This is a genomic window from Dactylosporangium vinaceum, from assembly GCF_019904175.1.
Classification (GTDB): domain Bacteria; phylum Actinomycetota; class Actinomycetes; order Mycobacteriales; family Micromonosporaceae; genus Dactylosporangium; species Dactylosporangium vinaceum.
The window spans coordinates 7,864,941-7,877,014 of sequence record NZ_CP061913.1; the positions used below are offsets into that span (position 1 = coordinate 7,864,941).

The 12,074-nt window shown below is 72.0% G+C and carries 12 protein-coding genes; 2 read left to right on the forward strand and 10 right to left on the reverse strand.

What is annotated here, in order from left to right:
• Positions 1-295: 295 nt before the first annotated feature.
• From Dvina_RS35280 to Dvina_RS35310, 7 genes are all read right to left on the reverse strand, one after another.
• Positions 296-1,423, reverse strand: a complete 1,128-nt coding sequence (locus Dvina_RS35280) for an ARPP-2 domain-containing protein (RefSeq protein WP_223093602.1) — start codon at positions 1,421-1,423, stop codon at positions 296-298.
• Positions 1,420-1,782, reverse strand: coding sequence for a hypothetical protein (locus Dvina_RS35285; RefSeq protein ID WP_223093603.1), 363 nt, complete (start codon positions 1,780-1,782; stop codon positions 1,420-1,422). The genes Dvina_RS35280 and Dvina_RS35285 overlap by 4 nt, the downstream gene beginning before the upstream one ends.
• 15 nt (positions 1,783-1,797) lie before the next feature.
• Positions 1,798-2,811, reverse strand: a complete 1,014-nt coding sequence (locus tag Dvina_RS35290) for a hypothetical protein (RefSeq protein WP_223093604.1) — start codon at positions 2,809-2,811, stop codon at positions 1,798-1,800.
• 161 nt (positions 2,812-2,972) lie between these two features.
• Positions 2,973-4,178, reverse strand: coding sequence for a hypothetical protein (locus Dvina_RS35295; RefSeq protein WP_223093605.1), 1,206 nt, complete (start codon positions 4,176-4,178; stop codon positions 2,973-2,975).
• Positions 4,178-4,729 carry a SigE family RNA polymerase sigma factor gene (locus tag Dvina_RS35300; protein ID WP_223093606.1) on the reverse strand — a complete coding sequence of 184 codons (552 nt, stop codon included), beginning with the start codon at positions 4,727-4,729 and terminating at the stop codon, positions 4,178-4,180. Before Dvina_RS35300 ends, Dvina_RS35295 begins: the two co-directional genes overlap by 1 nt.
• Positions 4,730-4,804: 75 nt before the next feature.
• Positions 4,805-5,035: an SCO4848 family membrane protein gene (locus Dvina_RS35305; protein WP_223093607.1), complete on the reverse strand. Its 231-nt coding sequence runs from the start codon at positions 5,033-5,035 to the stop codon at positions 4,805-4,807.
• A 14-nt stretch (positions 5,036-5,049) separates the two neighbouring features.
• Positions 5,050-5,622, reverse strand: coding sequence for a maleylpyruvate isomerase N-terminal domain-containing protein (locus tag Dvina_RS35310; protein ID WP_223093608.1), 573 nt, complete (start codon positions 5,620-5,622; stop codon positions 5,050-5,052).
• Positions 5,623-5,909: 287 nt separating this feature from the next.
• On the opposite strand from Dvina_RS35310, the gene Dvina_RS35315 reads away from it, so the two are divergent.
• Positions 5,910-7,859, forward strand: a complete 1,950-nt coding sequence (locus Dvina_RS35315; RefSeq protein ID WP_223093609.1) for a discoidin domain-containing protein — start codon at positions 5,910-5,912, stop codon at positions 7,857-7,859.
• A 15-nt stretch (positions 7,860-7,874) separates the two neighbouring features.
• A complete protein-coding gene (locus Dvina_RS35320) occupies positions 7,875-9,773 on the forward strand; it encodes an RICIN domain-containing protein (protein ID WP_223093610.1) in 1,899 nt (632 codons plus the stop codon).
• Positions 9,774-9,873: 100 nt separating this feature from the next.
• Here the strand turns inward: Dvina_RS35320 and Dvina_RS35325 are convergent, their stop codons facing one another.
• The 3 genes from Dvina_RS35325 to Dvina_RS35335 are packed head-to-tail and all read right to left on the reverse strand — an operon-like array spanning position 9,874 to position 12,062.
• On the reverse strand, positions 9,874-10,209 hold the full coding sequence (locus Dvina_RS35325) for a hypothetical protein (protein ID WP_223093611.1): 336 nt from the start codon (positions 10,207-10,209) through the stop codon (positions 9,874-9,876).
• Positions 10,210-10,226: 17 nt separating this feature from the next.
• Complete coding sequence (locus Dvina_RS35330; protein WP_223093612.1) at positions 10,227-10,772, reverse strand: DUF4232 domain-containing protein; 546 nt, start codon at positions 10,770-10,772, stop codon at positions 10,227-10,229.
• A 15-nt stretch (positions 10,773-10,787) separates the two neighbouring features.
• Complete coding sequence (locus Dvina_RS35335) at positions 10,788-12,062, reverse strand: alpha-hydroxy-acid oxidizing protein (protein ID WP_223093613.1); 1,275 nt, start codon at positions 12,060-12,062, stop codon at positions 10,788-10,790.
• Positions 12,063-12,074: the final 12 nt, after the last annotated feature.

The window sequence follows — 12,074 nt, forward strand, 5'->3', positions numbered from 1 at the left end:
CCTGTGGCCGCGGGGGACGGCACAGAACGGCGGTATGGCGTCGGCCGCGTCCACGGCCCGCGACCGGCGCCATGCCCGACCGATTCCGGGTGCCGCGACCCTCCGACCAGCCACACCACCATCCGCCGACGCGAGGATACGACAGATACCCCCAGTAGGGTGATAAGCCCGATATGTCGAGCGCAGGACGCGCACACCAAACGGTGCAACACGCCGCACACCGTACGGCCGAGGACAAGGCGCAACGCACAACGCGCGCCGCGTGGTGCAAGCGGGTGAACGGCTGGAGTAGCGCTCACCGACCGGCTCGGGCCGCGGCCCGGCAGGCGTCCAGGATGTCCGGACGCAGCAGGTAGCCGAACCCGGCCCGGTCCAGCCGCAGCACCAGCCCCCGCCGATCCGTGCCGAGCGCCTCCGCCGTCGCGTCGAGCGACCAGTCGCACGCCGCCAGCCGCGACAGCAGGAACCCGCGGCGGGCCTGGGCGGCGGACAGGCGGAACGTCTTCAGATACGCCACGGTCCCGTCGTCGGCCGTGATCGTCTCGCCGATGTGGTTGTCGGCGGCGGGGTCGAAGGGCGGGAGGAAGCGGGACAGGGTGAAGCGGCCCATGCGGTACACCGGCCGGCTCTCCAGCGCCCGGACCGTGAACATGACGTCGTTGTGGAACTGCTCCCACTCCGACCGCACCCGGGCCAGCTCGGCGCGCAGGTCGTCCACCGTGTGCACCCGGGCGTCGTGCACGGGCACGTCGAAGCCGGGCACGGCCGGGTACAGCTGCGTGTAGTGGTACAGCAGTTCGCCGTAGTAGTCCTGCAGCAGCGTCGCGTGCAGCGCACGGTAGTCGTCGGGGTGCGGCACGGCGAACACGCTCGCGAGTGCGTCGGCCACGTACACCACGACGCCGCACTGTCCCGGGTGGACCTCGAACACGCGCAGCGCGTCGTCAAGCCCCTGCACGGCCGCGCCCCGGTACGCCTCCTCGACCCGCGGCGACAGCCCGTGCGCCACGGCCGCCCGCGTCCACTCCTGCCAGGCGATGGGCGGGCCGCCGAACTGCAGGTCGAGGAAGCCCTCCACGGCCAGGTGCAGCGGCAGGAACCGCAGCCGGTTGCGGTCCTCGCGCCGGGCCAGGCGACGGTGGAAGCGCAGGCCGGCGACCCGCGGGAGCGCCTTGTCGGCCGGAGCGACGAGCTGCGTGCCGAAAGCCGCGGCGGGGGTGCCGTCCCCGGTCCAGCCGGCGACGAACGCGTGCGGCACATAGGCGATGTACGACTCGCGCGGCCCCAGCTCCACAATGGACAACTCGTCGCCGTGCAGGCGGGCGTGCAGCCGCAGATCGGTGATCGGCTCGTCGCGCAGCAACGGCACGAGCCGCACCGCGCCCCACGTCTGCGCCGGACCGGCACGCAGGCCGGCAATCATCGCAGAAATCCTTCCACGAGGTCGTCGAGGTGGGCGCGCAGCTGCGTGAACGTCGCCGTCCCGGTCGCGAACCGGGCCAGTTCCACGAGCACGGGAGCGTTCTCGGCGTCACGCACGCCGACACTTGGCACGAACGGCGAGATGGTGCGCACCTGGAAGCCGTCGTACACCGGGTTGAGGTGCACGACCGATGTGTGCCCGTCCGGGTCGAGCCGCTGCCGCCACACGCGCAGCACCTCGGCCGCCTGCCCGGGTGGTGCGTTGTCCCACCCGTCCGACACGACGACGACCCGGCCGGGCCGCCGGGCGAGCGCGTCCAGGAGGCGCTCACCGAGCGGTGTCGCGCCCGCGGGGTGCACGAGCAGCGGGTCGCCCTAGTGGTTGAGCCAGATGCAGTGGTACCGCGAAGACAGCACTTCGAGCAGATAGTGCGTGGCCAGCGCCACGGCGAGCGGCCGGCGGCGCTTCACCGCCGAGCCCGCGGACGAGTAGCTGTCGTCGAGCACGGCGACCACATCGCCCCAGGTCCCGGCCCGGCGACCGGCGGCCCGGCGGGCGGCCGCGCGCAGGGCCGCGGTGAGCTCGTCGCGGCGGCGGGCCCGCTCGGGGCGCGGCAGCGAGAGCACGTAGATCGCCAGCCGGGTCAGCGGGGCTCGGGCCAGGTCCATGTCGAGCACGCCGGAGCGCTGCAGCCGCAGCCGTTCCAGCTCGGTCAGGCGCGGTGCGACGGCCCGGAGGAACTCGGCCCGGTCCGTGTCCGGGCGCCGGGTCGAGGCGAGGCCCTCGGCGACCGTGTACGGCAGCTCGTACAGCGCCCGCGAGTCGTAGTGCGCCCGCCGCCACGTCTCCAGGATCGGCGTGTCGTAACGGGCCGGGCGTCGCCAGTCGAACAGCATCGTGCCCACCTCGCGGGGCAGCCTGAGGTGGTTGTGCCCGGCGACGGCGGCCAGGCTGCGGCGATACTTGACCGCGTCGAACGCGACATCGGGCCGGGCCGCGACCCAGTCCCGGGCGATCGCACGGGTGCGCCGGTTGTTGATGCCCTCCGCGCGCAGTGTGCGCAACAGGCGGTACACCCGCTGCGGGGGAAGACGCAGGAGACGGGTCGCGATGAGCCTGCCCTCGGCCTGACGCTGCGGCAGTGGTACGTCCTGGGCCGTGCGCAGCAGCCCGAGGATCACGGTCGCGGCGCCGAGGTCGTTGATGTCCAGGGCGAGCGTGGCCGCGTAGATCTCGCGGTAGTTGATGCGCACGTACTCGTGGAGGAATTCCAGCGACAGCCGCTGATCACCGGCCTCGCCGTAGAACTCGCGCTGCCCGGTCGCGGCGACGGCCGCGTTGACGAACATGACGATGTCCTCGCACGCGGTCAGCTCCGACAGCTCCACGGACGACGCCCTCCCCCGGCCGGCGCGATGCTCTGGTGCCGGTCGGGGAGTTCGACGTGCGAGCAGCGAAGCATCGCTTCAGAGGCGGGTTCCGGAAGTCGCGCGGACAGTCCCGCGACCGGCCGGATCAGGGTACAACCGGCCGGCCGCCACCCGCCTTCCTAATTTTCCAGGGAGTCCCGGTGGATCACCTTGCCGCCGGCGTCGTAGGCCGTGCCCGTGACCGGCCCCTGCAGACCGGTGGCCCAGGCCACGTGCAGGTTCGGGTAGGCGCTCCAGGCCCCCGAGCCCTGGTGCGCGGCGCCGCTGCCGCTCAGCTCGACCCGGGAGGCCTGGCCCTCGTAGATGCCCACCCGGACCTTCTGGCCGCCGTCCACGTCGAGCCGGAAGGCCCCGCCGTAAAAGATGCCGCCGCCGCTGCCGTACGGCGGCTGGTGCACGCCCATCAGCGTCTTGATCGTCGTGAGGCGGCCCCGGTCGTCCACCCGTCCGGCCACGAGCAGCATCGTGGTGCCGTCACCGTAGAAGAACAGCACGAGCTCGCCGCCGCCGGCCGCCGTGATGCCGGTGTGGATCCGGTCGCCGACCTCCGCGCTGGCGTCCTGGACGTTGACGATCGTGTCGACTCGCTGGACCGGGCCGGCCGTGCCGAGCACGGTCCCGTGCGCGTCGTACGCCTTGATGACGGCGTCCGCCTGGGCCGGGTGGGCCGAGCTGGTGGGCCCGGCGATCTGGCCGCCCCGGCGGACCCACCAGACGCTCAGGCCGGCGTGTCCCGGCACGGGCTTCGTGCTCGCGTCGAGCGTCTGACCGCCGGCCGTGACCTTGATCTTCGGGTCCGCACCGCCGAACGCGCCGTAGTCGATGATGCCGCCGTGGCGGTCGTCGAACTCGCTGACGGTCCACCCGAAATGGCCGGGGTCCGGCTTGCCGGTGCTGCCGATCCGGCGCAGCCCGCCGCCGGCGTCCACCAGGCCGCCATCCAGGCCGTTGTCGTCGTCCATGTAGAACAGCACCAGCCGCTCGGTTTCGCCGAACTTGACGCCGGTCTCGATGTAGTCGCTGCTCGCCGGGGCCGGAAATGACGAGTCCGCGTGCCAGGGGTTGTCCGTGCCGTTCGGCCGATAGGGCACGAACGGCACGGATGTGCGTGCGTCCGGCGACGGGGACGGCCCGCCCTCGCCGGGGACGAGCGCGATCGCCCCGCCGGCCGCCATGATCGGGGCCAGCAGCACGGCGATCCCGGTGAGGAGCGTGCGGTGGCGGCGGCGGCCCGCGGCCCGCTTGACGTCGGCGAAGTTGAGCCGGGTGAACCGGTCGGTGCTCTCGTCGGCGAGCGCCTGCCGCAGATCGTCGATGGTGTACATCACCGGGCTCCCTTCTGCTCCGCCAGCGGGCTGAGGTCGGGGTTGACGCGCAGCTTGCCCAGGGCCCGCGCGGTCGCGCTCTTCACGGTGCCGAGCGCGGTCCCGAGCTCGGCGGCCGTCTGCTGCTCGGTGAGGTCGAGGTAGAAGCGCAGGACCACGACGGCCCGCTCGCGCCGGGACAGCGCCCGCAGCGCCTTCGCCAGCCCGACCCGTTCGAGGGCGGTGTCGGCCGGGTCGCGCCCGGCGGCCGTGCGCTCGGGCACCTGCGGCACGGGCCGTTCCCGCCGCCGCAGGCGCCGCCACCAGTCGCTGTGCAGGTTGACCAGGATGCGCCGGGCGTACGCGTACGCGTCCCCGCCGTCGACGCGCTCCCACGCCGTGTACGTGCGCACCAGCGCGCTCTGGGTCAGCTCCTCGGCCTCGCCCGCGTCCCCGCTGAGCAGGTACGCCACCCGGTACAGCCGCTGTGTCGCCGTGCCCATGAACGCCTGGAACTGCCCGTCGCGATCGCGGGAGTCCCAGTCGCTCACCGATTCGGTGGATCTTCGCATCTGCCGCCCGCTCCTCCCGTGGTGACCCTTCGCCCCTCCTCTACTGCGCAGGGCCGCGAAAGGTTCCGTGCGGGTTCACGATCGCGGCGCTTTTCTCCATCCGCGGACGCCGAGCACGGCGACGGCCGTGCCGATGCACAGCGACACGGCGATCAGCACGGCGTGGACCCAGAAGAACGCGGTCGGACGCCCGCCGGCCCAGGCCCGGTCGTCCTTCCAGATGGCGAGCAGGAACCGGGGCCAGATCACCCAGCTCCACACGCCCACGAGCACGAGAAACGCCGACCACCGCCGCGACAGCACCATCCGGGCAGTATCGCTCAGCCGAGTGTGAGCCGGCTCAGCCCGGCCCGGTCGGCGGCGCCGTACACCCGGGTGAGCAGCGCGGCCGCGGCCGGGGTGAGCCACGGTTCGCGCCCGAGCGCCTCGGCCAGGTCGAGGCCGTGAATTCCGGCCTCGAGGACGCGGGTCGCGAGGAAGTCCCCGAGCAGCATCGCGTCGCCGTGCCGGGTGCGCACGACCCGGCCGGGCGGTTCCCGGCGGCAGCGCCCGACGGCGTCCTCGCGGGCGACGGCGAGGCGCCGCACCAGTTCCGGCCCGCCGGCTGCCGCCTCGCGCCTTCCAAGATCAATCCTTGCTTCGTTGGTACTGCCGGAGAAGCGCTCGTCGGTCCGGAAGTACCCGACGGCGTCGATCTCCGCCCGGGCGGGCGCGGGCGCGTCGAGCATCCCCGGCACCCGGGCGACCCCGGCGACGACGTGCCCGAGCAGCTCGGCCGCGGTCCAGGGTGGGCACGGGCTGGGCCGTTCCCAGTCACCGTCCGGGACATCGTGCAGCACGGTGACGAGCCGTGCGGTCTCGGCGGCCCAGGCGTCAAGCGGATCGATGCTCATGCGACAGACAGTAGGGAGGCCCGAGATCTCCGGCGGCACCGGTGGAATGCCCATTGCTCTGCCATCTGAGCTACCGCCGCACGAGCGGCGGGCAGGATTCGAACCTGCGACCCATGGATGAGAAGTAACCGTTGCCTGCGCACCGGGCCCCGGTCGCATTGATCACGACCGTACCAGCCCCGGCCCGCCCGACGCAGGCGAATTTCTTGACATTCGTTGCGGCCGATGCTGTGCTTTGCAGCACCACGTTACATTTATGTTTCATTTGTTACAGACCGGAGAAGCAGATGCAGCGAAGGGTCTCAGCCCTGGCCGCTTGCCTGGTCGTGGGCCTGATCGCGGTGGCTACGGCCGGCGCCGGGCTCACCGGGGCCACCGCCGCGCAGGCGAGTGCGGCGCCCTCGGCGCGGGTCTGGGTGACGACGATCGACCGGGCCGAGCTGATGCACGAGCGGGCCGCCGTGCCGTTCACGGAGCAGCACAGCGACCTGACCACGATCACCGTCGACCCGAGCCGCACGTACCAGAGCATTGACGGCTTCGGGGCGTCGATCACCGACTCGTCGGCGGCCGTGCTCTACCGGCTCCCACCGGCCGCGCGGGCCGACGCCATGCGGGCGCTGTTCGACCCGGCCAAGGGCGTCGGCGTGAGCTTCCTGCGCCAGCCCATCGGCGCGTCGGACTTCACCGCTCAGCCCCAGCACTACACGTACGACGACATGCCCCCCGGCCAGGCCGACTACCTCCTCACCCGCTTCAGCATCGCCCACGACCAGGCGCAGATCCTGCCCCTGCTGCGCGAGGCCAAGCGGCTCAACCCGCGGCTGAAGATCATGGCGACGCCGTGGAGCCCGCCGGCCTGGATGAAGACCGGTGACTCCCTCGCCGGCGGTGAGCTCAAGGACGACCCGAGGGTGTACGCCGCGTACGCCTTCTATCTCACCAGGTTCGTGCTCGCGTACACGGCCGCGGGTGTTCCGGTCGACTACATCACCGTGCAGAACGAGCCGCAGAACCGCGACGCCGGCGGCGGCCCGGTGATGGGCCTCGACACGGTGCAGGCCGGGAAGGTCATCGACATCCTGGGACCGCTCCTGCGCCTGGTCAGCCCGCGCACGAAGATCCTGGGCTACGACCACAACTGGGCCACCCACCCGAACGACATCGCCAACACCCCGCCCGGCCAGGACCCCGAGCCCGACTACCCGTACCGGCTGCTGCAGAACCCGGCGAGCCGCTGGGTCGCCGGCACGGCCTACCACTGCTACTACGGCGACCCGAGCGCCATGACGGCGCTGCACAACGCGCACCCGGACAAGGACATCTGGTTCACCGAATGCTCGGGCTCGCACGGTGCGAACGACACCCCGGCCCAGTACTTCACCGACACGCTCAAGTGGCACGCCCGCACGATCACGGTCGGCGTCACCCGCAACTGGGCCAAGTCGGCGGTCACCTGGAACCTGGCCCTGGACTCGACCGGCGGCCCGCACCTCGGCGGCTGCGGCACCTGCACGGGCCTCATCACCGTCCAGCCGGACGGTAGCTGGACCACCGACGCGGAGTACTACACGATCGGGCACCTGTCGAAGTTCGTGCAGCCCGGCGCGGTCCGCATCGCCAGCACCAGCTTCGGCAACCCGGCCTGGAACGGTGAGGTCACCGACGTGGCCTTCCGCAACCCGGACGGCTCCACCGTGCTCGTCGCGCACAACGAGAACGACGCACCGAGAACGTTCACTGTCGCCGTGGCCGGCCGATCGTTCGACTACACCCTGCCCGGCGGCTCACTCGCCACCTTCACCTGGCCGAAGAGCCGGGTGCTCGAGGACGGGCTGCACCTGCAGTCCCTGGCCGGGGCGACAGCGGTGTCGTCGCCGGCGAGCTCGGACGCCGGCCTCGCCGCGTCCCTGGCCGTCGACGAGGACGGCACGACCCGCTGGTCGAGCGGGGCGGCGCAGGCGCCCGGGCAGTACCTCCAGGTCGACCTCGGCTCGGCGCGCACCTTCCGCCGGGTCGCGATCGACAGCGGCGCCAGCGTCGGTGACTACGCCCGCGGCTGGCAGCTGTCCGCCAGCACCGACGGCACCCACTGGACGACCCTCGCCCAGGGTGCCGGCACCGGCCAGCTGACAAACGTGGACGTTCGCCCCACCCGGGCCCGGTACGTGCGGATCACCTCCACCGCGACGACCGGCAACTGGTGGAGCCTGGCCGATATCCGTCTGTACAACTAGCGAAGGAGCACCGCCATGCGCCTCCGTCTGCTGGCGATGAGCACGGCCGCCACCGTGCTCGTCGCCGGCGTGGCCTACCTGGTCACCCAGCCGAATGTCGCACTCGCCGCCACGTCGGCGAACGTGTGGCTCACGACCCCGGACCGCGCCAGCCTGCTGGCCCAGAAGGCCGCCGTTCCCTTCGGTACCGCGGGAAGCGGCGCGGTGATCAGCGTGAACCCGAACACCACGTACCAGTCGATGGTGGGCTTCGGCGCCTCGCTCACCGACTCCAGCGCGTACCTCATCTTCAATTCGTCCGCTCGTAACACGGTCATGAACAACCTGTTCAGCCCCTCGTCCGGCATCGGCCTCACCTGGCTGCGCCAGCCCTTCGGCGCGTCCGACTTCGCCCGCAGCTTCTACAGCTACGACGACGGCGCCGCCGACCCGGGCCTGGCCCGGTTCTCGGTCGCGCACGACCAGGCGTACATCCTGCCGCTGCTCACCCAGGCGAAGTCCATCAACCCGGCCGTGCAGGTGATGGGCGTGCCGTGGAGCGCGCCGGGCTGGATGAAGACCAACGGCAACCTGGTCGGCGGCTCCCTCGCCACCACCTACGAGGGCGCGTTCGGCGACTACCTGGTGAAGTCGATCCAGGCGTATCAGGCGGCCGGGGTCCCGGTGCAGTACCTGTCGATCCAGAACGAGCCGCAGTTCTCCCCGCCCGGCTACCCGGGCATGCTCATGCCGGCCGACCAGCAGGTCCGGGTCATCAACTCGCTCGCGCCGAAGCTCTCCGCGGCCGGGCTGGGCACGAAGATCCTGGCCTGGGACCACAACTGGGACAACACGGCGTTCCCGCAGCAGGTCCTGGCCGGTGCCGGGAACAACGTGGCCGGCACGGCGTGGCACTGTTACGGCGGCACGCCGAGCGGACAGTCGACCGTGCACGACGCATATCCGAACAAGGACATCTTCTTCACCGAGTGCTCCGGCACCGAGTCCGGCAGCACGTTCGCCGACTCGCTGCTGTGGCAGGGGCGCAACCTGGCCATCGGGGCCGTGCGCAACTGGGCCCGGACCGTGACGACCTGGAACATGGCCCTGGACCAGAACCACGGCCCGGTGATCGGCTCGTGCACCAACTGCACGGGCGTCGTGACCGTCAACGGCGCCGGCATCACGTACAACGCCGAGTACTACGTGCTCGGGCACCTGGCGAAGTTCGTGAAGCCGGGCGCCGTGCGCATCGACTCGACGAGCCAGGGCCAGGGCGGCATCGAGAACGTCGCATTCCGCAACCCGGACGGCTCGATCGTGCTCGTCGCCGTCAACTCCGGCGGCGCCCAGAACTTCCAGGTCTCCTTCGGCGGCTCGTCGTTCGGCTACAACCTGCCGGCCGGCGCGATGGCCACGTTCACCTGGCCGGGCGGCACCGTCACGCCGACGTCGAACCCGCCCACGACCGGCGGCGGCACCCAGCCGAGCACCGGCGCGTGGTATCAGGTCACCAACGCGAACAGCGGCAAGTGCCTCGACGACACCGGCTGGGGCACGGCCAACGGCACGGCACTGCAGCAGTGGTCGTGCAGCAACCCGGCCGCGACCAACCAGCAGTGGCAGTTCCGCTCCGCCGGCAGCGGCTACTACCAGGTCGTCAACCGGTACGCGACAGGCCTGTCCTGGGACGTGAACGGCGGCGCGGGTGCGACCGGCGACGGCGCCCAGGTGCACCTGTGGGCGTACGGCGGGGCCACGAACCAGCAGTGGCAGGCGGTCGCGAACGGTGACGGCACGTACCGGTTCATCGCCCGCAACAGCGGCAAGTGCCTGGACGTGAAGGACGTGTCCGCGGCCGACGGTGCCCAGCTGCAGCAGTGGTCGTGCACGGGCGGCCCGGCCCAGAGCTTCCGGCTGGTCGCGCAGCCGTAGGCGGTAAACCGTCTCGCGTTCTGCCGATGACGAGGGTCGCCGTGCGGCGGCCCTCGTCACTGTTCCAGCGCCACCGTGCCGCTCACCGCCACCATGCCGATCAGCGCCGCTCCGGCACGTCCAGCAGGATGTCGGCGAGGGCCCGGTGCACCCGGGACACCCGCGGCGGGGCGGCGTCGACGGTGAGCTCCAGGAGCGGTCCCAGCCCGAGCTGAGCGGCCGGCACGTCGTGGAGCTCGATCTCCAGCCGCTCGCCGGTCATCCGCCAGCCGCGCACGGCCGACTCGACGCACTCCCGGGCCGCGTTGGCCACCTCGTGCGGCTCCCGTTCCCAGGTGGCACGCGTGAACCGCAGCACCGTGCCGGACTCGCCGGGCCCCTCGGCGAGCGTCAGCGTCATGACGTCATCGACGAACTCGTAATGCGTGTACGACATCCGCACAGTGCGTCACTCTATAACCAGGCGCTCACTTCGAGGCGGCCCGTGGAGCCGAGATCCAACGACGAGGGCGGCTTGACCAGCTGCCGCGGCACTCCGGGGGTCGCCGCCACGGACAGGTAGACGCCGACGACCGGGGGTTTGCTGATGTCGTCGTACGTGTTGCGCCACGACATGACGGCCGAGGTGCGCGTGCCCGGCTTCAACACGATCGGGTGCGGCGACGGGTTGTAGTGCACGCTGGCCACCACGGCGATGTCCTGGACGTCCCGGTCCTTGCCCAGCACGACGATGTCGGGCCGGGCGTTCACGGTCACGGGCACCGGGCCGCAGTTGGCCAGGAACAGGGACATCTCGCGATATCCGGCCGCCGCGTCGCCCCGCTCGGCCGTGACCTTCAGACCGCCCGGCGGGCAGGCCGCCTCGGTGACGTCCTCGCTCGGCACGGCGGAGACGGACGCGGTCCGGCCCGGCGTCGGCTGGGTCGCACCCGGCTGGTCCGGCCGTGCGCACGCGGTCAGGAGCAGGAGCCCCATCAGTGGTACCGCCCTGAGCTTCACGGATCGATACTGCCCTCAGGGCGCCGGTTGCAGCACCGCCGGGGTCAGCTCCGCGAGGTTCGCCACTCCCGCCAGGCCCATGGTCAGGTCCAGCTCGGCGACGACGTTCTCGATCACCTGCCGCACGCCGTCGGCCCCGGCCAGCGCCAGCCCGTAGAGGTGCGGCCGCCCGAGCAGGCACGCGTCCGCCCCGAGGGCCATCGCGAGGGCGACGTCGGCCCCGGTCCGGATACCGCTGTCGAAGAGCACCGTGGCTGCGGTACCCACGGCATCGCGCACCTGCACCAGCGCATCGAGCGCCGCGATGGTGCGGTCGACCTGGCGCCCGCCGTGGTTCGACACGATGATCCCGTCCACGCCGGCGGACAGGGCCCGGCGCGCGTCGGCCGGGTGCAGGATGCCCTTGAGCAGGATCGGCAGCCGGGTGCGCCCGCGCAGCGTCTCGATGTGCGCCCAGCTCAGCCCGGGGTTGGAGTAGATGTCGAGGAATGTCTCGACGGCCGCGCGCGGCTCCCGCGACCGCAGGTTGGCCAGGAACCCGCCGGGATGTTCCCGGGCGATCGAGACGAGTGTGCGCAGTGCGCCGAGCGTGACCGGTGGCCGCGGGCCGGTGGCCGGCTGCTGGGAACGCTCCCGGACGATTTCCATGAACCGGGGGTCGGAGGTGTACTGCGCGATGCCCTGCCCGCGCGCGAACGGCAGCGACCCGAGGTTGAGGTCCTGCGGCCGCCAGCCCAGCATCGTCGTGTCGAGGGTGACGACGAGCGCCTGGGCCCCGCACGCCTCGGCCCGGCCGATCAGGGAGTCGACGAGCCGTTCGTCGGTGGACCAGTAGAGCTGGTACCAGAACGGCGTCCGACCCATCGCCCGGGCCGTGCGCTCCATCGGGCTGCAGCCCTGGTTGGAGAGGATGTACGGCGTCCCGGCCGCGGCCGCGCCCCGGGCGATGAGCACGTCGCTGTCCCGGCGCACGAGCGCACCGGCGCCGACCGGTGCGAGCAGCACGGGGGCGTCGAGCCTGGTGCCCAGCACCTCCGTGCGCAGATCCCGGGTCGTGACACCGTGCAGCATCCGCGGCACGAGCCGCCACCGATCGAACGCCGCCCGGTTGTGCCGCACGGTGGCGCCCTCACCGGCGCCCCCGGCCACGTACGCCCAGGCCGCGGCCGACATCCTGCGCCGGGCCCGGCGTTCGAGCTCGGCGGCGTCGGTCGGCACGGCCGGCCGCCGCCCGAGTGCACCCTGCCGGTACACGATCCCTTGCCGTGTGCGGCCGCTCTGAAGAACCACGCAGGGACGGTA

Excerpts from the sequence above, each read along its gene's own strand:
- Dvina_RS35280 (WP_223093602.1), bottom strand. The coding sequence starts at position 1,423 with ATGATTGCCGGCCTGCGTGCCGGTCCGGCGCAGACGTGGGGCGCGGTG.
- Dvina_RS35295 (WP_223093605.1), bottom strand. The coding sequence starts at position 4,178 with ATGTACACCATCGACGATCTGCGGCAGGCGCTCGCCGACGAGAGCACC.
- Dvina_RS35300 (WP_223093606.1), bottom strand. The coding sequence starts at position 4,729 with ATGCGAAGATCCACCGAATCGGTGAGCGACTGGGACTCCCGCGATCGC.
- Dvina_RS35305 (WP_223093607.1), bottom strand. The coding sequence starts at position 5,035 with ATGGTGCTGTCGCGGCGGTGGTCGGCGTTTCTCGTGCTCGTGGGCGTG.
- Dvina_RS35310 (WP_223093608.1), bottom strand. The coding sequence starts at position 5,622 with ATGAGCATCGATCCGCTTGACGCCTGGGCCGCCGAGACCGCACGGCTC.
- Dvina_RS35315 (WP_223093609.1), top strand. The coding sequence starts at position 5,910 with ATGCAGCGAAGGGTCTCAGCCCTGGCCGCTTGCCTGGTCGTGGGCCTG.
- Dvina_RS35320 (WP_223093610.1), top strand. The coding sequence starts at position 7,875 with ATGCGCCTCCGTCTGCTGGCGATGAGCACGGCCGCCACCGTGCTCGTC.
- Dvina_RS35325 (WP_223093611.1), bottom strand. The coding sequence starts at position 10,209 with ATGTCGTACACGCATTACGAGTTCGTCGATGACGTCATGACGCTGACG.